This window comes from Lysinibacillus parviboronicapiens, assembly GCF_003049605.2.
In the GTDB taxonomy this organism is placed as follows: domain Bacteria; phylum Bacillota; class Bacilli; order Bacillales_A; family Planococcaceae; genus Lysinibacillus; species Lysinibacillus parviboronicapiens.
Genome location: NZ_CP073713.1, coordinates 1056494 through 1083237, shown reverse-complemented (window position 1 = coordinate 1083237; position 26744 = coordinate 1056494). Strand labels below are relative to the sequence as shown.

Here is a 26744-nt window from a genome sequence, read left to right as displayed (position 1 = left end):
CATTCATTACGCATTCAAGTTAATCAAAAAATTTATCAAATAATTTTTTTGCTCTCCCGATTACGCTTCCCTTAGACTCTGATGGTGCAACATATTCTTGCTTCTTAGGTGTCGCTGATTGAGCTCCTACAACCGCATATTCACTAGGTTGCGTATTCGTACTTTTTCCGTAAAAATCATCTTCTAAATAGGCGTAACGAATTAGTCCGACTGCCGTCGTAAATGAAGGCTCTCTAACGCCAATATAATCAGGTATATATATTCTAACACGCGTTTGCAATATTTGGCGCGCCAGTTGCGCAATACCATCAAGCTTTGCAACTCCACCTGTTAAAACAACTCCACCTGGTAAATCTCGCACACCTAGTCGCGCTAACTCATCAATTACAAGCTCGAATAATTCTTCCAAGCGAGCACCAATAATTTCTGAAATAAAACGCTGGCTGTACTGATCTCTTGAATCTGTACCTACAATCGGCACTTCAAAGAGTTCTTCGTCTGATGCATCGTCGTAAAAGGCATGTCCAAATTGGTGTTTGATTTGTTCTGCTTGCTCTGTTGGTGTTTTTAAGACAATTGAAATGTCTTTTGTAATATGATCTCCACCAACTGGTATCACACCCGTATGAGTTAACAGACCTTCTTCAAATACTGCTATAGTTGTTGAACCGCCTCCTAATTCGATGAAGGCAGTACCTTGATTTTTCTCATCTTCCGTTAAAGCGAAATAACCAGCTGCCAATGGTTGCAAATAAATTTCTCTAATGCTTAAGCCTGCTCGTTCTACACAACGAAGTACATTGTGTAAAAGTGTTTTAGAGGTTGTAATCATCGTTGCATCCATTTCGAGACGAATACCAATCATACCGCGAGGATCTTTGATTTCGTCTAAATTATCCACAATAAATTGTTTTGGAATAATGTTAACTAATTCACGTTCAGGAGGTATTGACATGACCTGTGCAGATTCTACCACTCTGTCTAAGTCATCATCTGTAATTTCTCTATTTTCACTATTTACAGCGACAACACCCTTAACTAGCTGTAACATCGTCTGGTTTGCTGGAACTCCTAGCACGACTTCATCGATTTGATAGCCGGTCATTCGTTCTGCTTGTTCCACTGCCTTTCGAATAGATTGAACTGTTGCATCAATGTCAACAATCGCACCTTTTCGAACTCCATTCGATTTTACATTTCCGACCCCAATTACATGTAATTGTCCGTCGCTCATTTCACCTATTAATACTTTGATAGAGGATGACCCAATATCAAGTGATATATATAACTCTTGCTGATTCAATTCGCTGCACCTCCTTGAAAAAATGCTCTTAATTTCATTCTATTGTAAATCTAGCGTAATGTCTAAGCAAATCGAGTATTTTAGGCAATTTTTCTCTTACTCTATGGAATTTTTGTTCTTCTTGTGACGTTTTTCATCCAACCGAGTTAGTAATATACGCCTAATGATTGCTATATTCTGGAACAAACGTACTCCGAAAGCAAAAATGGCTGCTAAATACAAGTCCACCCCTAAATTCACACCTAAGAAGGCGAGTCCTGCTGCCAGAACTATATTAAAAAAGAAACCTGATACAAAAACTTTATCATCATAAACTTGCTGTAATTGAGCTCGTATGCCGCCAAATAATGTATCTAACGCTGCCAAAACAGCTATTGAAAGATAATTTTCATAAATAGAGGGTATCTGGATATTTGTTAATAAGCCCAAGGCAAGTCCAAACACTAAGCCTAAAAATGGTAGCCACATATATTAATCTCCTTTTTTGCCCTCTGTTAAATAATCGTTTGTCAATGGATGATCAAATGCTGGGATTGTTAAATACTCAGTCGGCTCTTCTATTACTAAATTAAAATTATCTAAATAAAACGAGTCGATAAATGTGGAAGCTTGAATCGAGCTATACATTTTTTGCGCTTCCTTAAATGAAGTTGTCCCAACATAAATTTCGAATGGTGGCGAAGACAGTGGTACACTATTCACCGTTGTTTTTCCATTTATGTCTCGAATGGCTGTCGTATGTACAATGCGGTTCCCATCAATGGCAACATTTGCAGCATCGTATTTAAACAAGGCATTCAATAATTGAGTCAATAAATCAGGAGAAATTTCTTCAATGTCATAGCCCATTGCAACTAATTCAGGCGCTGGTTCCACGCGAAGTATAACGCCTGGTCCTGTGACAGCTGTTAGTCCTGCCTGCTGTTTTAAACGATCCAATGTTTCATTTAAAATAGATTGTAAATTTGTTTTTTCAGATTGCTCATAGCGACCCACTACATCATTAAGTGAGCGAATATCTGCTAATAATGTGGAATGCCTTTTTTTCTCTTCTGCTAATTCTTCTCGTATGGCCCAAATATCTCGTGTATCTCGCTCAGCTGGTTTCTGAATGGTATTGTATTGTACCGCTATCATCAAACCGATAATAAATAGCACGATCGTTATTCGGGTGTACATATTTTTTTTCAAAATAGCCCCTCCTAGACGTATCGTTAACGCCTCTGCGTCATTGCGTTCAGACTCGTGCAAGGAGCTGTTACAGTAACCGTAGGCTTGTCCTATATCCATCTACAAAAACTAGATATAGTTAACTTTCTATTTTTACATTTGGCATTATTAATTTTTGATTTTCTTCTAGTGATACGACAATATTGTCATTTAATAGCTGGTCTACTACACCTCCACTTAAGTTTAATGAGGCACTGAGTGTTGACGAATCGCCTACTGCCTCAATAACAAAAGGTGCTGGGTGTTGCTTGCCATCAATCGTGATAACAGGCCCATTACAACGAATATAGGAATTGGCCGTAATCCGTTGTCCATTAATAGCAATTGCCTGTGCACCAGAAATTTTCAGCTCATTTAACAGCTTAAAAACATGACTTTCATGCACAATATAATCATTAGGATTGACTGATTTAGGGTCATAATCTCCATCTTGAAGGGTAATACGTATTCCTTTTCCTTCTGAATTTAAATCACCCAATATTAAACGTAAATCTTCTGCTTGTTCAACAAGCTGTTTGTAATCCTTTTCACTAGATGCAAATTGTTTTTCATATTTGCGAATTTTCTCTTGTAAAGCACTAGCCTCTTCTGTAAGCTCTTTATTGCGCTCTTGCTGTTCAATTAACTCTTCACGGTAGGAATCTTCTTGCTCAAAAAGCTGTGAATTAATAGCACTGGATTCTCGATTATCCTTCGCCTGATTGTAGGAGTAGCCGATGATAAAGCCTGTTGTCACACAAACGATGAGCAGCTCAAATTGTTTTCTTGAAAAGAAATTTCCTTTGCTATTCGTTTTCTTGTTGTTCATCTTCAGTCACTTCCTGGTTGGCCGTTTCTCCATCTGGATTTTCTACCATGTCAATACTTACTTGGTTGTACTCATCATTAAAAGGACGATAATACGAGCCGACCTCTAAATCGATAACACCTTTTTCTAAATTTGCAATTTGAGCCACAATTGAAGGGTAATAATTTAGCTTTTCTGCTAAAGTCTGAATAACAGCTCGCACCTCATAGCCATCATTCATATAAAGCTTGACCGCATTTGGATTGGTCTCATTACCATTCGTATTTACTTGTGAGATTAAGGCTAAAACTTCTGGTTTTAAGCGTGCTAACTGCTCTACAAGCTTTTGAATTGTTTTTTCCCCTGTTATGCCTATAAAGACAGGTGCATCAATCGGAATGTTGTCTTCAGCCTGCTCAAACCGTTTACCATTCTCAAGTAAAGGATAGTAGGTACCATCACCAGCTAAGTACGCAACTTTTTTCCATTCCTTTATATCAATCGTTACGCTTCGTGGCCAATTACGCTTAACTTGTGCCTTTTGTACCCACTTATCCTTTAGTAAGGCCTTTTCTACATCTTCTTCTTTAAAGCTCCACATCGACTTTCCAAGTGCTAATTTACTAGCTTGTAAGTAATATTGCTCGTCTGCTAATTGTGCACCATTTACCGTGATCTTTTTGATATCACTGTAAGGAGATTGAAAATAAAGGAGTACTGCTAGTACTAAAAAGAAAAGTAATATTAGCACTATAAATTTGCGATTCGTACGCTTTTTTCGTCGCTTCTTAAGCGTAGGTATGCGATCTTCTATATCAATTACTTTCTCCAAAAAAGTACTCCTCCTTTATATTTATTTCGCTAATTGATAAATAATACCTATTATTAACCACATTGTTACTAAAGATGTCCCGCCGTAGCTAATAAAGGGTAATGTGACACCTGTTACAGGCACCAAGCCAATAACTACCGCTATATTTAAAAACGCTTGCACAGTTAACATCGTCACAAGTCCAATAATGGCGTAATAAGATGTTCTGTTCTTAGCCTGTACAGCGAATTTATAGCCAGCATATATCGTCAAGACAAATAAGGCTAAGATAATGAGCCCACCAAGTAATCCCACTTCTTCTAGAATAATCGCATAAATAAAGTCATTTTGCGGCTCAGGTAAATATAAAAACTTTTGTCTACTCTGACCAAAACCATGTCCAAAAATACCTGCCGGTCCAATCGCCATTAATGATTGCACCGCCTGAAAGCCACTCCCTAATGGATCTACCCATGGGTCAATAAATGCTTCAATGCGCTTTAGCCGATATGGCGCAGTGACAATTAGTATCCCTAATCCTACGATACCCGCTACCATAAACATCGCATATAACTTTAGCGGATACCCTGCTACAAAAAACAATAAAAACACTGATACAACAAGTATAAATACGGAACCAAAATCCGGTTGCAACATAATTAGGACAACAGGTAATAACAAGATTAAGCCATGCCGCCAATTGACAATTGGCTTACCGGTTTTATGTTGCGCTAAAATATGACTCATGTACACAATGACTGTAATTTTCGTTAGCTCTGCAGGTTGTATTGTTAATGGTCCTACTCCAATCCAACTTTGAGAACCATTCCTGACGAGTCCAATACCAGGTATCAGTACAAGGACTAGTAAAACTAACGAAAAGATATAGGCCATTTTCCAAAAGGACTGCTCCCTCAAAATATTCAATCGAATGGTAATTAGAAACACTACAATGGCTACGACAAAGTACAAACTTTGCTTCATATAAAACGGCATTTTTCCACTATAATGAACGGCACTCCAATAGGTACCTGCAGAATAGACGAAAATAATGCCGATTATTGATAGCATCAAAGTTGTGACGAGCAATAAATAGCTTTCTTTCCCTCTCAGTAATGCCATCCTTCCAAGTCAAGTATATTCTAAAATAGTTACAGGCTCATTACAGCTTCATTACAGCATCAATAAAAACGTCGCCTCGAATTTCAAAGCTGTCATATTGATCCCAACTTGCACATGCTGGCGATAGTAGAATAACATCCCCCTCAGCAGACAAAGGTGCAGCATAATGGACTGCATCTTCTACGTTTTGAGCAATTACTGTGTGTTGTACACCACAGGATTTCGCAAATTCTACAAAACGTAAGCCTGTTTCACCAAATGCAACAACACCTTTTACATGGTTCATGCATGGACGTAACTCTTCAAATGAATGTCCACGATCTAAACCACCAGCTAGTAAAATGATAGGTGCCTGGAATGCACCCAAGGCACTTTTCGTTGCTAAGCAGTTTGTCGCTTTGGAGTCATTGTAAATCTTTCGACCTTGCCATTCACGGACAAATTGAGTTCGGTGACGTACGCCCCCAAATTTCGCTAAGACTTCTTCCATTTTTACTTTGTCACAACCGACTAATATACAAGCTGCTACTGCTACTAAAATATTTTCTAAGTTGTGCTTACCTGGAAGAGCAATATTTGCTCGTTCCATATACGGCTCACCTTGCCAGTAGATGGTTGTTTCATCTGCGCTAATACCTTCATCTGTACGTCCTTTTGAGGTAAACGGCACTTTTTTTGCCTTAGATTTTGTTGCATAACCAACTACAATTGGTTGATCGGCATTATAAATGAAATAATCGCTTTCATCCTGATTACGTGTTACCCCAAATTTTGCCTCTACATAATTATCAAAAGTACCGTGATAATCAAGATGGGCATCGTAAAGATTTGTTAAAATAGCAATTTTCGGCTTAAATGTTTTTGTCCCCATTAGTTGGAAAGAAGAAAGCTCAGTGACAATCACATTATCTTTCTCCGCTTCTCGAGCTACACCACATGCAACTGTACCAATATTCCCTGCAATTAACGGTTTTTTTGCTCCGTTTTCTAGCATTTCAAAGATTAGTGTAGTAGTTGTAGTTTTGCCGTTCGATCCTGTAATGCCAATAAATGGCGCATCACTTATTAAATATGCCAACTCAATTTCTGTCCATACAGGGATTTCACGATTTAATGCATCTGCGACAATTTTATTGCTATAAGGAATTCCTGGGTTTTTTACGACCAGTTCAAAACCTTCATCTAATAAATCTTCTGGATGGCGTCCACAAATAACCGTAATACCCTTCTGAAGTAAGCCTTGTGCGTCTGGGCTTTCATCGAAGGGCTTTGAATCATTGACCGTCACGAATGCTCCAAGCTCATGTAAAATCTCAGCTGCTGCCACACCACTTTTTGCTAGACCTAGAACAAGAATTTTTTTATGTTGTAAATCTGTATAGTTTCTCATTAGAACGCCTCCGATAAGACTGCTATCAATGCTACTGCTAAAGCAGTTGACCAAAAGACAAGTACTACCTTCCATTCTGACCAACCAGATAATTCAAAATGATGGTGAATAGGACTCATTTTAAAAATACGTTTTTTACGAATTTTAAAACTCCCCACCTGCAAAATAACGGATAATGTTTCGATTACAAACACTAATCCAACTAAAACGAGTAAAAACTCTTCTTTTACTAAAACAGATACCATTGCAAGTGCCCCGCCAAGTGCAAGTGAACCCGTATCCCCCATAAACACCTTCGCTGGATTTGCGTTAAACAGTAAAAATCCAAGAAGGGCACCCGTTACCGCAAATGAAAATAAGGCGATATCTGCTTGATCCTGGAATAACGCGATAACACCAAATGCAGCAAATGCAATAGATGCTGTTCCTGCTACAAGGCCATCTAAACCATCTGTTAAGTTCACTGCATTTGAGAAGCCTACTAACCAGAAAATTAAAAAGGCTACATAGAAGATACCTAGATCAATCGTCCACTCTGTAAACGGAATGGCAAGAGTTGTGTCAAATGAACCAACATGCAATAAGAAATAAGCAAGTATGGCAATCACAATTTGGCCAATCAGTTTTTGAATCGATGTTAATCCTAAATTACGTTTGAAAATCACTTTTAAACCATCGTCTAGAAAGCCTATCAATCCAAACCCTGCCAAAACAAGTAATAAGACCACTGTTTGTGTCGTGAATAAATCTAAATAGCTACCAATTCCTACAGTCGTAAGGATAATGGCTATTAGGAAGATTAGGCCACCCATTGTCGGCGTACCCGCCTTTTTCATATGGGATTTTGGCCCTTCTTCACGAATACTTTGCCCAAACTTCAGTCGACGCAGAAGCGGAATACTAATTGGTGCCAGGATAACTGTTACTAAAAAAGCAATAGCTAAAATGGTAAGCGTTGTTGCGAGTTTCATTGAAAAATCTCCTTTAAATCTTGTTTCCCTTTCTTCATTAAGAAAAAAGTACAAACTTTCATATATTTATTACTACCCTTCATAATAATAGTGGTTCTTTCCGTTTTTTTAAAGGTAAAGTTACTTTAGTTTTCTAAATATAAATGTATTGTGCCATCTTGTTCGATAACGCTATCCACTTCAGGTAACTGACTACCAATTTTGGTACCTTCCCCATGCCATTCAATACGGAATGGATAATGTTGCTTGGCAATATCATCCTTTGTTTGACCAATAAAACTTGGTACCTTCACAGTAATTGGGTCACCCCATCGATAATCTTTTTCAAGCTGTTCTTTTGATTTTTCAATGCCAATAAAAGGTGCAACATCCTCTATAATTTGACCAACAATTGGCGCTGCCACAACGCCACCAAATTGTGTCGTTTTTTTCGGGTTATCTACCGCTACATACACCACGATTTGCGGATTATCCGCTGGTGCAAAGCCTATGAAAGATACTATATATTCGCCAGATTTATAACGGCCATTTTCTACTTTTTGCGCTGTACCAGTTTTGCCGCCAATACGTAGGCCATCTCGATAAGCTTGACGTCCTGAGCCCTTGGCAACAACAGATTCTAACGCACCGCGTACTTTTGCAGAAGTTTCTTCACGAATAACCTGTCTTTTAACGACTGGTTGTGTTTCTTTTATAACTTCCCCGGTATTTGGATTAAAAACCTTTTTTACAACGTAAGGCGTATAAAGCTTGCCCCCATTCACGGCAGCGGCAACTGCCTGTACCTGCTGGATTGGCGTTACGGCTACACCTTGCCCGAATGAAGTCGTTGCCTGTTCAACGGGGCCAAATGCTTCTTTTGAAAATAATATACCTGATGCTTCACCAGCGATATTCGAACCTGTTTTTTCTCCAAAGCCAAAGTCTTTAACATACTGAAGTAATTTTTCATTACCGATACGCTGTCCTAATTCAATAAAACCTGGGTTACAAGAGTTTTCTACCACTTCTAGAAAAGTTTCATGTCCATGACCTTCACGCTTCCAACAGCGTAGTCTAGCTCCCGCCACCATTGTATAACCTGGGTCATAAAAAGTATCATTTTCTAAATCCACTACATTTTCTTCAAGTGCCGCACTTAGTGTAATAATTTTAAATGTTGAGCCCGGTTCATATGTCATCCACACTGGTAAATTTCGATTATAGATGGTTGGCTCCACTAATTGATATTCTGCTGGATGAAAGGTTGGGTAGGAAGACAATGCTAATATTTCCCCTGTGTTGGGGTTCATCGCAATAGCCATCGCTTGGTCTGCCTCATAGCGTTCCATTGCCTGTGACAATTCACGTTCAACCACCTGTTGTACATCCACATCAATCGTTAGCTCTACCGTTGCACCATCTTCCCCAGACTTCCATGCACTCGCAACATTGGGCAAATTATTGCCTCTAGCATCTGTAAAGAGTCGTATAGCAGAAGAATTTGCCTGTAATAGCTTATTATATTCATATTCGATACCTGCTAGCCCTTGCGCATCGTAACCTGTAAAACCAATGAAACGTGATAGTAACGTGCCGTAGGGATAATCCCTTGAATAATCTACGCCACTATATAGTCCTTCAATTTGCATACCTTGTAATGTAACAGCTTTCTCATAGGAAATATTTTTGCCTTCAGGTGCTAGCTTTACTAGGTATTCTTTTTTCTTCATTTTTTCTAAAAGTTTTTGTTCATCTACTTCAAGTACTTGGGCAATTTTTGCGGCCGCACTTTCAATATCGTTACTTTGAGAAGGCATAAAGTATAATGTAGGTGCTAGCTTATTTGTCACAATACTATTACCTTTGCGGTCCGTAATATGTCCCCGTTCATTCGCAAACGGAATTTCACGATCCCAGTTTTCTTCTGCTTTTTTTGTCAATTCCTTTTGATCAAACACCTGTAAAAAGAACAGACGAATCACAATTGCCACAGCTACACACATAAACAATACATATAAAATACGTAAACGCTTTTTTGAATGGATAGAAATCCACTTCATTCGACATCACACCTTGTTTTTTACAACGTATGAAATAAAGTGGACTTCTATTCAGTATCTATTCATCCTCTGTTTGTTCAATTTCGCCTTCGGATGAAGCCTCTACATCTTTCACAAAGCTTTCAGCAGGTGTTTTCAGCTTAACAACAATCGGTGCATTATCTGAAATAACGGTACCTGCGGATACACTTTGACTAGCAGCAAAGCCCTCTCCGACAACCTCGATTTGTAGACCTGACATCGATTTGAAGACAAGTACATTTCGTAACGACCAATTTGTAAAGTCTGGCAATGTAATAGCACCTGCTGTTTTTAAGAATACCGTACTACCTTTTACAAGTTTTTGCTTATCCTTAGGGTATTGATCGATAATTTCACCACCATCACCTATTATTACTGGTTGCAAGCCATCATTCGCTAGCTCCACTTGAACCGCTTGTGCATTTTTGCCGGTATAATTTTGGACAGTTCCATGATCAACATGCTGTACATCCTCTGGATTAATGTTTAAATGTTTTAAACTGTTTTGCATAACCGGCTTAAATATTTTTGAGACTGGTACAGAGCCAAGTTCATTTTTAAGCTTTGGTTTTGTTATCGAAACATACATAATAAGCTGTGGATCATCTACCGGTGCCATACCTAAAAATGAATACAAGAACTGGTTCGCTCCCCAAGAATATGTGCCATCAGCCTTTGGGATTTGGGCAGTACCCGTTTTCCCCGCAACTTCATATTCTTCAAGTACAAAATCTTTCGCCGTCCCATACTTAGACGTTAACGTTGAAGCGAGAATTTCACGGACCTGCTTCGCTGTGTCGGCTGAAACTGGTTGTCCCTTTTCAATCGGCTCATGATTTTGAATCGTTTTTCCTGTTGAAGAATCAACGATACGATCAATAACATACGGTTGCATCATTTTTCCGTCATTTGCAATCGCTGTCATTGCTTGAATTAACTGAATTGGCGTTACCGTAGAGCCTTGACCATAAGTTGTTGTAACACGTTGAATTGGGTATTGCGATAAGATAGTACCTGTTGCTTCATTTGGTAAATCGATACCTGTTTTTTTACCAAAACCAAATCTATCTAGATACTCAAGGAAATTATCGTCACCAATTTTCTTTAAAAGATTAGCCATCGCTGTATTAGATGAACGTTGAAAACCTTCTAAGTAAGAAATCCAATCCCAACCATATTGATTATGATCTCGAATAGTTCGGTCAAGAATTGTATATGACCCCGATTTATAGAACTCATTCGGTGTCCATGTCCCTGTATCAATAGCTGAGGCTAGCGTGAATGTTTTCATCGTCGAGCCTGGTTCAATCGTCTCCTCAATAACCTCATTCAACCATTTCATATTTTTACCTTCACGTGTATCAGGATTAAAGGTAGGTCGCTGAGACATCGCCAAGATTTTACCTGTTTTTGGATCTGCAATAACTGCCGTCATTGATTCAGGATTATATTCCTGTTCAACTTTCGTCATCGCTTCCTCTAAGAAACTTTGAATTGTTTTATCAATTGTTAAAAAGATGTCGTCACCATTTTTTGCCGGCGTTACCATCTTCTCGCTTTTCGGCAATAAATAACTAAAAGCATCTGTTTGGTACTTCACTTTGCCGTTTTCACCTGTTAACTCTTTATCATACGTGTATTCAAGCCCCATCTTGCCTGTTGTTGTTACTGAGCCGTCTTTATTATCTTCTTTGATAGCAAAACCAATTAAGTGTGAGGCAAAAATACCATTTGGATAGTAGCGTTTTAAATCACTGACAAATAAAACTCCTGGTAAATTTTCGTCTTTAATTTTGCTCATGATTTCATGGTTAATGCCGCGACCAGCACTGCCAAACTCAACTTGATAAGGCTTTTTGCCGTCAGCCTTCAATTTTGTAAGTTGTTTGTATATTGCCTCTTCATCCATTGCAATGTACTCTGCTAAAACCTTGGCCGTCTTTTTCGCATCAACGACATGACGAGGTTTCTCTGCATTCACCGTCGCACTTTCATTAACAACCGCTATTAAGCGATAGCTTAGCGTATCTTCGGCAATAGTGTGTCCGTTTCTATCATAAATTTTCCCACGGTTCGCAGTAATCGCACTTTCTTTTCCATACTTAGCTGCAGCCTTTGCCGCAAGTGCTTGTCCCTCTGCTTCACCTGTCGCCTGTAATGTAACCATTCTAGTAAATAATAGGAAAAAGAGCCCTCCATAAAAAATCAATAATAGAAAGGCTCCCCATTGGAATCGAAATTTCTTTTTTTTCATTTTCCCGGCACTACCTTTACATTTTTCTCATTTTGAGTTAAACCGAGTTCTTCTGCTTTTTTCCATATGTTTTCGTATGTAGACAGTTCACTTACACGGACTGTCAAGTCAACATTCTGCCTTGCAATCTCATCTGCCTCTACTTCGATTTTTTGAATATCCATGCTTGTCGTTTGTATAGCTGCTTGTTTATTTAATACTAGTACGGCTAGTACAGCTACAATGCTAACTAGAACAATTAGCATTGTCTTTTCAAACTTTTGTTTCGTTTTTTTACGACGTATGATAGTGGGTTGTGGACTAGGTGGTGTTATCGGTTGTTGCACATGTTGCTGTTGGTGCTGCCTTACACGAACTGCTGCCATTTACTCACGCCCTTTGTCGTTAATTTTCTCCACCACTCTAAGTTTCGCTGAACGCGCACGGTTGTTTACTTCTAATTCTTCATCGGAAGGAACAATCGGCTTTCTCGTTACAAGCTTTAAAGTTGGCTTCATGTCATCTGGAATTACCGGTAAATTTGGTGGTAAATCCGGTAATGATGACGCTTCCTTAAAAATGGTCTTGCATAGGCGGTCCTCCAATGAATGGAACGTAATGACACTAATGCGCCCACCTACGTTAATCATATCAATCGCATCGACTAGTGAGTCCTCTGCTGCGCCTAGCTCATCATTGACAGCAATTCGAATTGCTTGAAAAATACGCTTTGCAGGATGTCCACCTTTACGGCGAGCCGCTGCTGGAATACCCTCTTTAATCAGTTCTACAAGTTGTCCAGTTGTTTCAATCGGTGCCGTTTTACGCGCCTCTTCGATTTTACGAGCAACTTGCTTCGAAAACTTTTCTTCCCCATAGCGGAAGAAAATACGGACTAAATCCTCATATGCCCATTCATTGACAACATGAAATGCTGAAAGCGTTGCCGTTTGATCCATACGCATATCGAGCGGTGCGTCATGATGATAACTAAAACCTCGCTCTGGTGTATCTAATTGTGGAGAAGACACGCCAAGATCATATAAAATGCCATCTACCTCTTCAATACCAAGTGCTAATAATTCCTCTTTTAAGTAACGGAAATTCGAATGCACAAATGTCACGCGCTCTATATAAGGCGCTAATCGAACTTTCGCGTTGTCAATAGCGATCGTATCTTGATCAAAGCAAATAAGACGACCTTTATCAGATAATTGTTGTACTAAATATTCACTATGCCCTGCTCCGCCAAGCGTACAGTCCACATATACACCATCAGGATCGATGTTCAACCCATCAACAGTTTCTTTTAATAACACGGTTGTATGATCAAACATACCACTCGCTCCCTTCAGGCCTTAACTCCATTTAATTAACGTATAAACGTCCAATACAAAAGTTAAAAATCAAAGCCAATCATATTTTCTGCAATTTCATTAAAAGATTGTTCTGACTCATTAAAGTAAGTTTCCCAAGCATCTTTAGCCCATATTTCAATTCGATTTGAAACACCCAACACAACACATTCCTTCACTAGGTGTGCGTGTTGGACAAGGGTTGAAGGGATGTTAATACGTCCCTGCTTGTCTATCTCAACTTCTGTCGCACCGGAAAAGAAGAATCTGGCAAATGCACGGGTATCCTTCTTTGTCATCGGTAAACCTTTTAATTTTTCTTCGAGTTTTCGCCATTCATCCATAGGATAGCCAAACAAACAATTATCGAGACCGCGTGTCACAACAAACGTTTCGCCTAAGGCTTCACGAAATTTTGCGGGCACGATTAATCGTCCTTTCGCATCAACAGAGTGTTGATATTCTCCCATGAACATGCTATTCACCCCACTTTATTAAATAATGTACCACATCCCCCCACTTTCCTCCACTTTTTTTAAAAAAAACTTGACATTTTAACCTTTAATGTGAAATTAGACCTTTAGTGGATAATTCGATTTGTGCTAAATGACATAAATAAAGAGCTACCCGTAGGAGGGTAGCTCTTTATTTTACCTTTAAGTCGACAAATTCCCTCATAATCTATAAGTAACACAAGATTGTGTAGGCAGAAAGACTTAATCGTTATTTTTAAAGATACAGCATATAGTGGTGATTTCCAATACTGTATGTTTTCTTTAGCATTTCATCAATTAGTTTAGGTCCAAACTCATTGATATATTGATAAGGATTATAAGATCGTTCTTGGTATCCGTCATTTGGATATAGCTCATTTTGAAGTTTCGTAAATTTTCGGATTGTAGTCTCATGTTTACTAAGCACCGTTTGCTCAACTTTTTGTTGCATGTACTCAAATTGTTTTAAATGATTTTCCTTATTTTTCGCAAGAATTTTTTCAAGCGATATTTGTTGCTCAGTTAAGTATGCCTCAAAAGCCTCATATTGTTCTAACAGTAGACGCTGCATTGTTTGAATTTGTTTTTTGGCTTCCTCATCTTGTACATCAGCGATAAATTGATTTTTCAGTTGCAATGCCTTACCTTCCCAGACATCCTCAACAGTCAGACTATATTCGCACAATAATTGTTCTACTTGGCGTGTGATAATCGTAATATTGAGACGTGGTGCAAAAATTGGCATTTGCAAGTTCAATGCCGCAAAGGCATCCTTCAACGTTGCCCAGTAAGCAAGCTCCCCAGGTCCTCCTACAAACGCTAAGACCGGCAGCGCCATTTCTTGCATTAACGGACGCGTGACAACATTATTACTTAATTGTTCAGGATGTTTTTCTGCAATTGCCAATAACTCCTCGCGAGACAACTTAATATTGGCTGCTAAATTAACAAATTGATGATGTCGTCTTTCTAATAAGTGGCGTTCGCCATCTTTCACATAAAATAGATTAGCCGCTTCATTCGTTGCGAATATCGGCTTATCATATCCAACACGCTCAAACTCATTTTCTTTCTCTGTTACTAATCTCGCAATTTCCTCACTATGATTTATGATTTGCGCAAAGTACTCGCTTTCGTATTGTCGGAAACCAACGTCAGCTGCATCAATCATCAGTAAACCTTCTTCTTTAAACAATTGATTCATTAATCGAGCAAAGAAGTCGGTAAATGTTTCACTTTTGTTAAGTGCATCTACTAGCTGTTTGATGAGACCCTCAGTGTATACTGTTTCTCCAAAATCTTTCACAATCGTATTAATTAATTGTGTCATAGATTCTTTGTTTAAACTTGTAGTAGATGCCATTGTTTTACGTCTTGAACGCTCACTATAAGCGCGCTTTTTGAGCTCTACCCCGTGCATTGTATAGGTGTGGTTAATTTCTTCTAAGTCATGGTCTTCACCAGCTATCCAAAACACAGGTACGACTGCTCTTTGAAGTTTTTCACTTTGCTCTTTCGCTAATGTTATAACTGAAATTGCCTTATGAACTGAGTAAAGAGGACCTGTTAAGACACCCGCTTGTTGCCCACCGACAACTGCGACAGCTCCTTGCTCTAATTGCTGTAAATGTTCCTTCGCTTTTTCTGACAAACCCAGCGGCTCCATATATCGACGTATTATTGCTGTTAATTCTTTTTGATCACGCGCTTGTTGTTCTAAATATTTCACTCGCTGTTTAAACGATTCATCACTATATTCGTATTCAAAAAAAGTATGAATGGCAGTATTCGGTGACCAATAATCTGCTAGCACACGATTTTTAACAGGTACTTGGATTGACTCCAGTTTCATTTAACATAAACTCCTCTACTCACTAAATCATCAATTTCCTAATAAACTTTTTAATGCTTTTTATTTTAACGCTTATGGCTTCAACATGAAAAGAAAATGCTTATACAGATTGTAAATATTCTACAACAGATTGAATCAAACCTACTAGACAAACAAGAAAATATGCTGAACTTAGCACTAAAAATAAAAAGCGCCAAATTTTGCGTAATAGCGGTTTCACTTCCAGTTCCTTTTTTGTACGCCATTCAATATATGTAAAAACCATCGCTAGCATTATTGCTAGCATCACAAGCAGAGCACCAATATTAACTCCCCATAGCCCACCTATTGCCAATGGTACTGAGAAAAATAACCAAAATGTTGTAACATCCGAGGCTGCACCAAAAGCATGTGTCCCTCGAATATTAACCTTTCGACTAATTAAATAGACAATGATAAATAACACTAAGGGACAAAAAATAATGATACTAATAATGATATGTAAAAGATCTTTCACTACCGTTCACCGCTCTCTTCAATCGCTAGCATTTGGTTATATAACGTACGCAGAGTAGGTAAAATATGACCGTTTGTTAACGCTTTTTGCAAAATCGGGGCAACAATCGTGTCAATTTCACTTTTTTTTCCAAGCATACGGTCTGCTAACATAGACGACGTATTCGCTGCGGTTTTTTCACATAAGGCAGTCACCGCTGAAAAAGGTATAGTATATTCTAAATTCACAAAAGCCTCCGCTAGCTCTTGATAGATTGTTTGCATTAATATAAAAGCATGCTTATTCGTCAATAGCTCTCCATTCTTCACTAGTAAAATAGCTGTTAATGGATTAATGAGGCAGTTAAATACAGCTTTCTCAAATAACATCCGCTCCGGATTTTGTACAAGTTCAACCGGAAACAAAGGATTTTCCATTCGCGAGAGCTTTTTAAAAACCAAATTATTACCACGCGCAACCGCGATTTTACAGGTACCAACACCTCTATGTTGAACGGTTGTATCATTAATTACCTGAGCGCCAAAAGCAACAGAGCTAAAAGCAATATTGCCCTGTGGTAAGCGCAACGCCTCATCGAAATGCGCTAAGCCATTTTGCATAAACAATAACGGTACCTCACTTGGTAACATAGATATTCGATCATAAAGCTCCTGAAGTTGGCCATATTTAACAGCAACTATAACCAAATCCTGCTGAGGCAATTCACCTAACTCTGTTATTGACACGACTCGATGAGTAGTTGTTGTACCATCAACATTTATTCTCGTTAAATGTCGGACATTTAGTTGGTCAGCTTGCTCACTTCGCCTTACAACTAACGTTACGTGCATAGCAGCCTCGGCTAAATAGCTTGCCGTTAGCTGACCGACTGCCCCCGCACCAATAACCACTATATTCATAACGTTCCCCACCTTCCTACATAATATAAAAGGGACTATCTAAAAAGGAAACAACAAACCTTTTAAACAGCCCTTTCAAAGTAACAAGCACTTCGTGTTCCTCATGCTTCCGCCTTATTAAACGCTCTATATTCTGACTTTCCTTACGCTCAGAAGGAGGTGCCTCAGAAACATCTCTGAGACACCCCCTTTGCAGGTGCTTCTATTATACAGGATTGGCAGGTTGTTTACGATACGAAATAGCTAATTGCTTCAACCGATGTTGTCTATAATAATATGAGCTATAACTATTTTGTCCATTTTCCAAAAACACCTTACTCTACTCAAGGTTAAAAGTGTTATCTAAGATAAAAAATAAATAAATTCTACTTACCAACTTTACGTTTCGAAACCTTTAATCTTTCATCAGAGAGTAGCCTTGCTGTAACCATTTCACTAGCTTTTCATGCTCATTTTGCAATTCACGGTGCTTTATTTCCAAAGTTTGATAGGCCTCTGTTAATTCATCAAAACTTGTCAATGCCAATTTCAAATGGCTTCGCATAGATTGCTGCGGTTGATTTCTTACAGCTAATAGGGACTGACTATATTGACCACGTAACGTTTTATTCCATCGGAAACCACACGCTTGTTTTGTACGACCTAGTTCCTGAGCCGCCATTTCAAAAGCCTCTAGCTGCGTTTTGCCATTTTGCACATTATGCAACACAATTTCCGCTAATCTTTCATCATCTTCCTTTGTCCATTGGTCTTTTCTTTTTTTCAGTTCCATAATCTATCACCCTCACATTTTTTACTACTATATGCTTTAGCGAGCAAAATAGAATCACGGATAAAAAAAGACAGTGATTATGTTTTTCAATAATCACCGCCGTTATACACTATTTATTATTCTTTTTTGTCAAAAAATTATTAACAGCCTCGTGATGAGCCTCGCTTTCCCAAAGTTTCGCACATGTGCGTACTTCTTCCATAACACGCTCATACATATTACGTTCTCGCCACTTACGAAGCTCAATTTCTTTATATGCCTTGTGCACCGAAGGGTGAATTTTTCGCATATGCTCAATAAAATCATTCAGCGCATCCTCTTTTGCCCCTTCAAAGACACGCATCGCCCAACCAATCTCATATAGTAATTCCGCAGGATAGGGCTTCGCGTCCACTAGCATCTTCATTGCACGGTCGTGGCGCAAACCTCGTTCAAATAAGTATGTACCACCGCCCCAGCCACTCGTAATCGCTAATGTCCCTTGAATGAAACCACACTTCGCATGACTTGCTACTAGGCGAAAATCACATGCAGTTGCAATCTCACAACCACCCCCAACGGCAGTCCCATTAATTAACGCAATTGTCGGCACTGGTAAAGTTGCAAGATCATATAATATTTTTCCCATCTTGCTTAACATCCCAAATGCTTCATCCTCTGTTTCAAGTGAATGAAACTCCGACAAATCACCACCAGAGCAGAAAGATTTCTCACCCGCACCCGTTACAACTAAAAAACGAACATCATCATGATTATGAATATATGTAATTACTTCTTGAAGACCATCCATGACCTCGTCATTAACGGCATTACGTTTCTCTTCCCGATTAATCGTAAATGTCATGATGCCCTCTTGATTGTCAATTGTATAGGCCATTCCATTTCCCCCTTTGTCCCAATGGATAGATTGTATCACAATATTATTATAGCACTATATATGTTAACGGAAAATTCCGTCTCTTTTAACAAATAAAAAGGCTAGTAAAGAGCCATGGTCTCTCTACTAGCCTTTTAAGTGAGCAAACACTGAATTATTTGCTTACTACTTCTTTACCTTTGTATTGTCCGCAAGCTTTGCAAACACGGTGTGATAATTTTGCTTCACCACAGTTTGGGCAAGCTACCATACCAGGTACAGATAGTTTGAAATGCGTACGACGCTTTCTTTTTGCAGTTTTAGAAGTTCTTCTAAATGGTACAGCCATTGATGGCACCTCCTTACAGATCGTCTATTCGTCTGTTTGATCAAAATACTTAGCTAAAGCAGCTAGTCTTGGATCCACTTTTGGTACGTCAGCTTTTTTGTGTAGTTCAACGTCTTCATCCGTTGCGTAAGACCAGTCTTTACCACCATGCACTTGTCCTTCGGTATTCTCTTTGAATACTTGCATTGGCACCTCAAGAAGCACTAGCTCCTCAAGAACTGGCTTCATGTCGATTACTTCACCATCAATATAGTGAATGTCTCCGCCATCTTCCCCTCGTTTTTCATCATCAACCCAGCTGAAAATTTCAACTGTCTCAATTTCGATAGGAAACTCAACATCTTCCCACGTGCGTGCACATGGAAGTGTCAACGTTGCCGCCACAGTCAACTGACATGTCATTTGCGATGCACCGAAAGTACATAGCCCTTTTACATGAACGGGCGAAATTGCTCGAATATCCTGGTTTCGCTCCATCACCTCGTCCAACTGTACATAGGCATCAATTGGCATTCCGTCTTGGCGGTATTTAGATAATTGATGAATTGACCATTTCATTCGTTTAATCACCTCGAGACAACACTGTTGATTATATAATGTGTAAAAATAGATGTCAAGATAATTTCTTGTCACCACTGTAAAACCCACCTATAATTATACTTAAATAAAAGCACATTCGTACCCGTCCGCATTTGCATCATCAAAATTGCACTAATGCGTGACATGAATGAAGGGGGTTTTACGTAATGCAAGCAGTCGGCATTGTTGTTGAATATAATCCATTTCACAATGGGCATGCTTACCATTTGGAACAGGCGAAAAAAATAGCACAAGCAGATATCGCCATCGCTGTAATGAGTGGATCATTTTTACAGCGCGGTGAACCAGCCATGGTCGATAAATGGACGCGCACAAAAATGGCCCTCGCTAGCGGTGTCGATATTGTTATTGAGCTACCTTATGTCTATAGTACCGCACCAGCAACAGATTTCGCAAAGGGAGCGATTTCATTATTATCCGCAATTTGCTGCGATTCTTTTGCCTTTGGAAGTGAGGATGGCTCTATCCAACCCTTTTTGAACACCTATCGCTTGATAGAAGACCATCGTAGCGAATATAACGCACTCATCAGAGAAAGCCTACAAACAGGTGTTAGCTACCCGAAAAGCCTACATTACGCCTATGAACAGCTTACTCAAAAATTCCCTTCAACATACATTAATTTGGGACAACCAAACAATATTCTCGGTTTTCATTATATCGAATCAGCAAACATGCTCGGTAGTGGCATTAAACCACTGACGATACCGCGCATTGCAGCAGGTTATCACGATGCATTCCAAGAAGGGGCATCAATTGCTAGTGCTACAGGTATTCGCAAAGCACTTGCAACGACAGGCACGCTGCAAAGTGTGCGAGATGCTCTCCCTAACGCTACCTATGAATATTTACATGACTGGCACAATCATTTTAGAAAGTTTGCCAGCTGGGAGACTTTTTGGCCTTTATTGCAATTTACTATCGTTCGGCATACTCCTAGCGAATTAACACGCTATGCTGAAGTAACAGAAGGCATCGAGCACGCACTGGTTAAGGCTGCTAAAACAAGTGATTCTTTTCAAAGCTTCATGGAAAAAATCAAATCAAAACGGTATACTTGGACACGACTTCAACGTATGCTGACACATATTTATACCGGCTTTACAAAGGAGCAACTAAAAAGCTTTGAAAGTCCCTCTACCATTCGATTGCTTGGTATGAGTTCACAAGGTCAGGCATACTTAGGACAGCGTAAAAAGGATTTTACATTGCCACTCATAAGTCGTGTTGCTGCTACGAAAGACAACATGCTAGCTGTCGATATTCACGCTGCAGAAATTTATAATTTAAGTATAGAACAGGGCACACAACAAGAAAAGCTACCAAAAGATTTTCAAACCCCTCCTATTCGTTTTTAGTTTTGATATTTTCTGTACACGCGCCATCCATCAAACGAGCAAAGAAAAGAAGAATAACGCAATCTTAATTGGCACTACTACATTTCCAAACCTTTGATTTTTTCTGAGGTATTTCTTTTAAAGGCATATTCGTTTATAAAGTCACGCTCATTTTGTAAGTTTTTTAATATGACCTTATGACTTTCATTCAAGTCCACAAAAAGCTACTTGCTTTCAACGGCCGAGCTCGCTCGAGACAGCTATATTTATTGTAAAAAAGACCGTAGACAAACTCGCAAAAATTCCGAGTTTGTCTACGGCCCCAAATGCCCCGCAAAGTGGCATTTATTTTGGTTGTAATTGCTTTAAATAAGCAATCGCATCGTCGACGGTTTTGACAGGTACAATTTTCATTTTCGTACCTATATCTTTAGCAGTCTTCACTGCCGTAGTGTAATTAGATTCTAATTCAGGATACTTTGCTTTCATCTGTGCTGAGATTTCATCATCTGGCGCAAAGAATATCTCCATTCCATCTCGATCCGCTGCGATGACTTTGTAGTCAATTCCACCTATTCTTCCCACTGATCCATCTATCAGCATTTCACCAGTTCCTGCAATCGCATAACCTTTTGTTAGATTTTCATCTAATAGCTGATTCAAAATTTCAAGAGTGAACATAAGGCCTGCTGAAGGACCACCGATATCCTCAGTTTTCATCGTTACATTGGGATTTGTTTCAATTGATTTACTCTCCGCATACGTTATACCTAAACCAGCCCGCTTTTCTTCCGATTGAGGAATTTCCTTCAAGGTAACCGTTTCTTGTTGTTCTTTTTTATCACGAACAAACTGAATCGTCACTTCATCACCTAGTTGCTTCTCTTTCAACAGTTCAACAAGCATTTGTTGATTACTAATTTTTTGACCATCTACCTGGATAATTTCATCACCAGCTTTTAATAGACCATCCGAAGCACCACCATCTAACACATTTAATACAAAAACACCTTCGAAATGAATCGTCACCTCAAGCCCAGCCCTTTGAAAGGCTACATATTTTGCATTAAATTGTGAGTCAGACATTAATTTAAGTTGCCGAATATTGTATTCCTCATCATCTTCTAATGGGTTTCTTACCTGATTAATATCCATTAACTTTTGATATTTTTGAGTTTTTGCCCATAGATACGTGAACGGTGTTGCTTGCTGCATGGCAACTGTCATTAAACTCATTGTTCCTGCTTCATCTATATCACCATCTGAGACAGTTACAAACTTACTAACATCGTACGCACTACCAGGCTTCATAATATACGCGTCTAGTCGGTATAACATTAAAAAACAAATCACGACTAAAAACACTGCATAAATACTTATTTTTTTCTTCATTCGGATGGACACCTCCTTAGACGCACGCAAACCACTGGTTCATGTTTTTGCCTTTCTTACATATATTGATTTTAGCATTTGCCTATGTGAATGACAAAAAGTTGAAACGAGATGATAACATGTTTGCGACAATTCAAATAGCGCTCTGTATACTTCTTATTCTATTACTCTTGTTATTCCCACAAACTGCTCATACTGGTACTGATTTAGGCCTAAATCTTTTTATGGAGGCGCTATTCCCGTATTTACTGCCTTATCTAATTTTAACGCAATGGCTACTTCGTTTAACTGCTCCCATGCGTACGAAAACGAAAAGGGCTTCCTTGTACGTACAAGCTTATCTTATTAGTGCACTGGGTGGTTATCCAACCGGTGCAACAACGGTCGTTTATTTAAAAAATAGCGGACAACTACACCCTAAAGAAGCAAATTTTTTATTGGCTGTTTGTCATGCACCAAGCCCACTTTTCGTACTTGGTTTTGTGAGTCTTGATTTATTACACAGTAATACGTTCGGCTGGCTGTTTTTATGTTTACTACATAGTTTTAATATTTGCTGCTTAGTAGTTGGTTATTTTTTATTTCGAAAAACCGACCCACCTACCATTTCTTTACACAATTCAACCTTGTATGCAGCCCCGTTTTCAGAGAGCATTAAAGAAACAGCGCCAACTATTTTGCTAGTCGGAACAACTATTATTTTTTTCACTACTATCCAAACAATTGTGCAACAAGGTTTAGACAAAATGCTACCTAGCCTCCCCCAAACTGCAGAACTTTCGATAGCAGCAATTCTCGAAGTAACAAATGGATTGAAAATGACTGTCACAGCCTTACCTGATTTTACGTATTTACCATTACTAGTGGTTATATTGTTAACGATGCAAAGTATAAGTATCCATTTACAAGTTTTCGTTATTGCCAAATCTGCCAAGCTTTCCGTACGTCCATATATAAAATTCCGCCTTCTTAGCATAATCATTGTTCCAACTTTTTATGCTATATTCTTCTTGAAATAAATAAACCAGCGACTTCACTTCGTTCGGAGCTTACGCTTTTTTGTTAGGTCCAAGTTCAAGCTCTGCTGCACAAAGAAGAGGATGTCTCCAAAATAAGACATCCCCTTCACATTAATTGGCAAAGCCGTATTTTTCTTTTAAAGCCTGTTCTACGCAAACAGGCACAAGTTCATGGACATCGCTTCCATACTTTGCTACCTCTTTTACAATGCTAGAACTTAAGAATGAATATTGGTTTTTTGTCATGATGAAAAATGTTTCAATCGTTTCATCAAGAAAACGGTTCATTGAAGTTATTTGCATTTCGTATTCAAAATCCGAAACTGCCCGTAAGCCACGGACTATAGCTTTTGCATTTTTTTCTTTTGCATAATCAATAAGAAGACCAGAAGAACTTTCAATACGAACATTCGGCAATGTTTTCGTAACCTCAGCCATTAATGCCATACGCTCTTCTACTGAAAATAATGGATTTTTCGATGAATTATTTAACACAGCAACATAAACAACATCAAATACATCTGCTGCACGTTTAATAATATCTAAATGACCAAACGTCACAGGATCAAAACTTCCAGGCACTACAGCAATTTTTTCTGACACCTTACTCTCCCTCTTCCCCTGCACAACGATAAACTGAAATAATCGTTCCGCCATATATTTCTTGTCTCTGTAATATAAAGGCTCCAAAACTATGTGGTAATGCTACCTCTTTCGCATGTTCACATAAAATAATGCCATCACGTTGTACTTTCTCATTGTCGACAAGCACTTGTACTAAATCATAGTACTCCTTGTGATGATAGGGTGGGTCTAGGAATACAAGTTTAAACGAGAGATCACGTTTTAAGAGCGCTTTCACAGCACGTTTAGCATCGATACGAAAAAGCTCAGCATAATCCTCATAGCGACATTTTTTTATGTTTTCTTGCAACACTTGAAATGCCTTCACATCCTTTTCAATAAAAACAGCTTGCTCTGCTCCTCGGCTTAAGGCCTCAATACCTAGCCCTCCACTCCCAGCAAATAAATCAAGTGCTATACCTCCATCAAAAAATGGACCAATGATATTAAAGATTGATTCCTTTACTTTGTCGGTTGTAGGTCTCGTCGTATTTCCTGCAATTGCCTTTAACGGCATTCCTTTGCGTTCTCCTGCTACTACTCTCATAAGATGCTTGTCACCGTACTTTCTTTAACATATAAAAAGATTTTTGCAGCGAAAGGGTTTCCTCCGCTGCAAAAAATTATTGTTGTTCTTGTGTTAACACTTGGATACGACCATCACTTTTTTGTAATTCTACTAAAAATAAACGCTGTAACCAAGCTTCTTCTACATAATAATGGTCCGCAATTTTAATGATTGGTTCTGAAATTGTGGAATATCTACGTTGATTAAACACATAGAATCCTGGCTCTTTCGGGAAACGGAACGTACGTTTATCACTATTTACGTAATAGCCATTTTGTCCTTCGCCCGCAGTATAGTCTAGGTGCGGTAGCAATGTATCAGCTGTATATAATGTTTGCCCTTCATAGAAAATAACCTTAACATCTTTTTTGATTAAGCCATCTACATAAACACTACGGTCATCCTCAAATAATAATGGGTACGTACCGTTTTCTTGTGCAGCATTTAACTTAAAATAAGAAGTTTTGGCATCTAATACGTTTGTTAAAAGATCATCCATTACCGTAGGGGAAATCGGTTCCTCTCCCAGAGTTTCGATAGCTTCTTGCCATGCTAACTCTTGATTAGCTGTCATAAACTCTTTTAAGGTTTTAACTATTTCTTTAGTTTTATCTGAGCCAATAGTTTCTTTCACTAGGTAGGATGCCACAACTTCTTGCAACCATGCTGGTGAATCTTCAAACGTAAATTGCGATTTAATTTGTGAAAGTACAACTTCTTGCTCTACTGCTTGGGCAGTTAGGGTCGGTAAAAATAAAAGTCGATCATCGTGCTCAGCTACTGGACTTGTTTCCTGAATAATGGAAATATGTTCGTTATTTAAAAACTTCAGTGTTTCCAGTGATTTTAAGAAATCTTTCGAAATAGCCTGTTGTGCATAAATGGATAAAACCGGCGTCTGTTCCTGAACCTTAAGATTTCCTGCCTGCCAATAAATATCACGAACTGTGCCATTACCACTAAACATTGTATAGTTGACGAGTGATAATTGTTGCTGTCCTACTAATGGTAAACCAGTTATCCATTGGCCGACTGTTTTACTATCTGTCGAAATATGCATAACAGTATAAGATGCTCCGCCGTTTGTTAATGTTGCGAAAACGTTCTGAATAAGCATTTTATCTTTTAAGCCGCCCTCGATTGGGATTATGTACGAAACAGACTGGGATTTAGTATCCCCTTTTTCATAATAAGACAATTCTTCTGATAAACGATTACAACTTTTCTCATTTTCGATAAAGCAGCTTGGATTTATCGCATTTTCTGGCCACTTAATTTTCACTTTTTGATTGGGCAAGTTTTTAAAATGCTGTCGGATATCTAAGCTGTTTTCACGATAGACAATTTCAATTTCCTGCGAGTAATGAAATTTTCCATTTCCCGTTTCTAAATCAGATGAATACCCTTGGTACTGGAAAAATATTGTTCCAGTAATAATTAGTGCTAGAATGGTAAAAAAACTCATTGCAAATTTCATGTGCTTGACCTCCCGCAGCATGATACTATGTGTATTGGAAAGGATGTGCAAGTTTAAATGCCACAACAATTTATTGAATTAGGTGAAGGCTACGGCGATGTATATGAGCTACTTGAAATTATTAAAACCAATCAAGAGCGCTTTCATCAAGCCTTTATCCTAACGTCCACAAAAGAAGAAAAAAAGGTTGCCTCTTTAGCAGTCGCTTTAAAACCAGTAGGTGAAAGTAAATTCTTGCCGATTTATATTTGTCGTGAAGGCATTCCTTTTAATGAGGAAAAGCCATCCAAGCGTCAAATCATGTTCGAAGAAAATATAGAACAACTAGGTCGAAAAGCCGTTGTTGTAGAAATAAAGCACTCATCTATATTTTCGGAGCCAAAACTATTTTATCAATACTTAATTGGAATAATGAGACTCCATCACTATATTCCAGCATTAAACTGATATTATAGCCCCGTTTTATAGTCATATTCCTTCGCTTTATCTGGCTTAGCATTTTCGAACTCAGTTTTAACGAATGGACGGTAAGATTCCACAACGTCTTTCACAAAAGGAAGGCGTTGTAGCTTTGTTGTCATCATTTCAATGTCCTCTCGATCGCAATAAAGCACTACGTATTTTTGCTTACGAGAAATATAATGAACATGACCATATTTTCGAAGTGACTTTGCATGTTTTAATTGATGGACGTAAACGATTAGCCCTTGTCGTTCGTTCATATAGTTTTCCCTCATTTCTTAC

28 protein-coding genes are annotated in these 26744 nt (G+C 38.6%); 3 read left to right on the top strand and 25 right to left on the bottom strand.

Annotation, left to right across the window (positions count from 1 at the left end; translation table 11 throughout):
* Nucleotides 1–19 precede the first annotated feature (19 nt).
* The 20 genes from ftsA to C9J31_RS04975 all read right to left on the bottom strand — a co-directional run bounded on the left by ftsA (nt 20) and on the right by C9J31_RS04975 (nt 19541).
* Nucleotides 20–1303: a cell division protein FtsA gene (gene ftsA, locus C9J31_RS05070; RefSeq protein ID WP_107923155.1), complete on the bottom strand. Its 1284-nt coding sequence runs from the start codon at nt 1301–1303 to the stop codon at nt 20–22.
* 96 nt (nt 1304–1399) lie between these two features.
* Nucleotides 1400–1771, bottom strand: coding sequence for a small basic family protein (locus C9J31_RS05065; RefSeq protein ID WP_107923156.1), 372 nt, complete (start codon nt 1769–1771; stop codon nt 1400–1402).
* Nucleotides 1772–1774: 3 nt separating this feature from the next.
* A complete protein-coding gene (locus C9J31_RS05060) occupies nt 1775–2494 on the bottom strand; it encodes a DUF881 domain-containing protein (protein WP_107923157.1) in 720 nt (239 codons plus the stop codon).
* A 118-nt stretch (nt 2495–2612) separates the two neighbouring features.
* Nucleotides 2613–3341 (bottom strand): DUF881 domain-containing protein, encoded by a 729-nt coding sequence (locus C9J31_RS05055; protein ID WP_107947669.1) that lies wholly within the window; start codon nt 3339–3341, stop codon nt 2613–2615.
* The gene (locus tag C9J31_RS05050) at nt 3319–4152 is read right to left on the bottom strand and encodes a cell division protein FtsQ/DivIB (RefSeq protein ID WP_107923158.1); all 834 of its coding nucleotides are present in this window, start codon (nt 4150–4152) and stop codon (nt 3319–3321) included. The genes C9J31_RS05055 and C9J31_RS05050 overlap by 23 nt, the downstream gene beginning before the upstream one ends.
* Nucleotides 4153–4173: 21 nt before the next feature.
* Complete coding sequence (gene ftsW / locus C9J31_RS05045; RefSeq protein WP_107947668.1) at nt 4174–5253, bottom strand: putative lipid II flippase FtsW; 1080 nt, start codon at nt 5251–5253, stop codon at nt 4174–4176.
* A gap of 40 nt (nt 5254–5293) precedes the next feature.
* Complete coding sequence (gene murD / locus C9J31_RS05040; RefSeq protein WP_107947666.1) at nt 5294–6643, bottom strand: UDP-N-acetylmuramoyl-L-alanine--D-glutamate ligase; 1350 nt, start codon at nt 6641–6643, stop codon at nt 5294–5296.
* Nucleotides 6643–7614, bottom strand: coding sequence for a phospho-N-acetylmuramoyl-pentapeptide-transferase (gene mraY, locus C9J31_RS05035; RefSeq protein WP_107923161.1), 972 nt, complete (start codon nt 7612–7614; stop codon nt 6643–6645). The genes murD and mraY overlap by 1 nt, the downstream gene beginning before the upstream one ends.
* 125 nt (nt 7615–7739) lie before the next feature.
* Nucleotides 7740–9656: a stage V sporulation protein D gene (locus C9J31_RS05030; protein ID WP_107947664.1), complete on the bottom strand. Its 1917-nt coding sequence runs from the start codon at nt 9654–9656 to the stop codon at nt 7740–7742.
* Nucleotides 9657–9714: 58 nt separating this feature from the next.
* Nucleotides 9715–11931, bottom strand: coding sequence for a penicillin-binding protein (locus C9J31_RS05025; protein WP_107947663.1), 2217 nt, complete (start codon nt 11929–11931; stop codon nt 9715–9717).
* Entirely contained in the window at nt 11928–12296 is a 369-nt protein-coding gene (gene ftsL2, locus C9J31_RS05020; protein WP_107923164.1) for a cell division protein FtsL, read from the bottom strand. Before ftsL2 ends, C9J31_RS05025 begins: the two co-directional genes overlap by 4 nt.
* Complete coding sequence (rsmH, locus tag C9J31_RS05015; protein ID WP_054767102.1) at nt 12297–13247, bottom strand: 16S rRNA (cytosine(1402)-N(4))-methyltransferase RsmH; 951 nt, start codon at nt 13245–13247, stop codon at nt 12297–12299.
* Between the two features lie 62 nt (nt 13248–13309).
* Nucleotides 13310–13741 (bottom strand): division/cell wall cluster transcriptional repressor MraZ, encoded by a 432-nt coding sequence (mraZ, locus tag C9J31_RS05010; protein ID WP_010858326.1) that lies wholly within the window; start codon nt 13739–13741, stop codon nt 13310–13312.
* 253 nt (nt 13742–13994) lie between these two features.
* Nucleotides 13995–15611, bottom strand: coding sequence for a bacillithiol biosynthesis cysteine-adding enzyme BshC (gene bshC, locus C9J31_RS05005; protein WP_107947661.1), 1617 nt, complete (start codon nt 15609–15611; stop codon nt 13995–13997).
* 100 nt (nt 15612–15711) lie between these two features.
* Entirely contained in the window at nt 15712–16107 is a 396-nt protein-coding gene (locus tag C9J31_RS05000; RefSeq protein ID WP_107947659.1) for a DUF3397 domain-containing protein, read from the bottom strand.
* Nucleotides 16107–17006, bottom strand: coding sequence for a ketopantoate reductase family protein (locus C9J31_RS04995; RefSeq protein ID WP_107947657.1), 900 nt, complete (start codon nt 17004–17006; stop codon nt 16107–16109). Before C9J31_RS04995 ends, C9J31_RS05000 begins: the two co-directional genes overlap by 1 nt.
* 394 nt (nt 17007–17400) lie before the next feature.
* Nucleotides 17401–17778 (bottom strand): transcriptional regulator, encoded by a 378-nt coding sequence (locus C9J31_RS04990; protein WP_107923168.1) that lies wholly within the window; start codon nt 17776–17778, stop codon nt 17401–17403.
* Between the two features lie 109 nt (nt 17779–17887).
* The gene (locus C9J31_RS04985; protein ID WP_107947655.1) at nt 17888–18655 is read right to left on the bottom strand and encodes an enoyl-CoA hydratase/isomerase family protein; all 768 of its coding nucleotides are present in this window, start codon (nt 18653–18655) and stop codon (nt 17888–17890) included.
* Between the two features lie 154 nt (nt 18656–18809).
* A complete protein-coding gene (gene rpmF / locus C9J31_RS04980; RefSeq protein WP_010858320.1) occupies nt 18810–18983 on the bottom strand; it encodes a 50S ribosomal protein L32 in 174 nt (57 codons plus the stop codon).
* Between the two features lie 24 nt (nt 18984–19007).
* Nucleotides 19008–19541, bottom strand: coding sequence for a YceD family protein (locus C9J31_RS04975; RefSeq protein ID WP_107923170.1), 534 nt, complete (start codon nt 19539–19541; stop codon nt 19008–19010).
* Nucleotides 19542–19729: 188 nt separating this feature from the next.
* Here C9J31_RS04975 and C9J31_RS04970 point away from each other — a divergent pair, with 188 nt between their 5' ends.
* Nucleotides 19730–20941, top strand: a complete 1212-nt coding sequence (locus tag C9J31_RS04970) for a nucleotidyltransferase (protein ID WP_107947653.1) — start codon at nt 19730–19732, stop codon at nt 20939–20941.
* Between the two features lie 324 nt (nt 20942–21265).
* Here C9J31_RS04970 and C9J31_RS04965 read toward each other — a convergent pair whose 3' ends face one another.
* Nucleotides 21266–22312 carry a SepM family pheromone-processing serine protease gene (locus tag C9J31_RS04965; RefSeq protein ID WP_107947651.1) on the bottom strand — a complete coding sequence of 349 codons (1047 nt, stop codon included), beginning with the start codon at nt 22310–22312 and terminating at the stop codon, nt 21266–21268.
* Nucleotides 22313–22431: 119 nt separating this feature from the next.
* Between C9J31_RS04965 and C9J31_RS04960 the strand changes: the two genes are divergently transcribed.
* Nucleotides 22432–23331, top strand: coding sequence for a hypothetical protein (locus tag C9J31_RS04960; RefSeq protein ID WP_235616167.1), 900 nt, complete (start codon nt 22432–22434; stop codon nt 23329–23331).
* A gap of 111 nt (nt 23332–23442) precedes the next feature.
* Here C9J31_RS04960 and coaD read toward each other — a convergent pair whose 3' ends face one another.
* From coaD to C9J31_RS04945, 3 genes are all read right to left on the bottom strand, one after another.
* Nucleotides 23443–23934, bottom strand: coding sequence for a pantetheine-phosphate adenylyltransferase (gene coaD, locus C9J31_RS04955; RefSeq protein WP_107923174.1), 492 nt, complete (start codon nt 23932–23934; stop codon nt 23443–23445).
* 1 nt (nt 23935) lies between these two features.
* Nucleotides 23936–24502 (bottom strand): 16S rRNA (guanine(966)-N(2))-methyltransferase RsmD, encoded by a 567-nt coding sequence (gene rsmD, locus C9J31_RS04950; RefSeq protein WP_107923175.1) that lies wholly within the window; start codon nt 24500–24502, stop codon nt 23936–23938.
* 76 nt (nt 24503–24578) lie between these two features.
* Entirely contained in the window at nt 24579–26000 is a 1422-nt protein-coding gene (locus C9J31_RS04945) for an RNA polymerase II (RefSeq protein WP_107947650.1), read from the bottom strand.
* Nucleotides 26001–26057: 57 nt separating this feature from the next.
* Here C9J31_RS04945 and C9J31_RS04940 point away from each other — a divergent pair, with 57 nt between their 5' ends.
* A complete protein-coding gene (locus C9J31_RS04940; RefSeq protein WP_107947648.1) occupies nt 26058–26447 on the top strand; it encodes a DUF7147 family protein in 390 nt (129 codons plus the stop codon).
* A gap of 2 nt (nt 26448–26449) precedes the next feature.
* Here the strand turns inward: C9J31_RS04940 and C9J31_RS04935 are convergent, their stop codons facing one another.
* Nucleotides 26450–26722 carry a YlbG family protein gene (locus C9J31_RS04935; RefSeq protein WP_054767099.1) on the bottom strand — a complete coding sequence of 91 codons (273 nt, stop codon included), beginning with the start codon at nt 26720–26722 and terminating at the stop codon, nt 26450–26452.
* Nucleotides 26723–26744 lie beyond the last annotated feature (22 nt).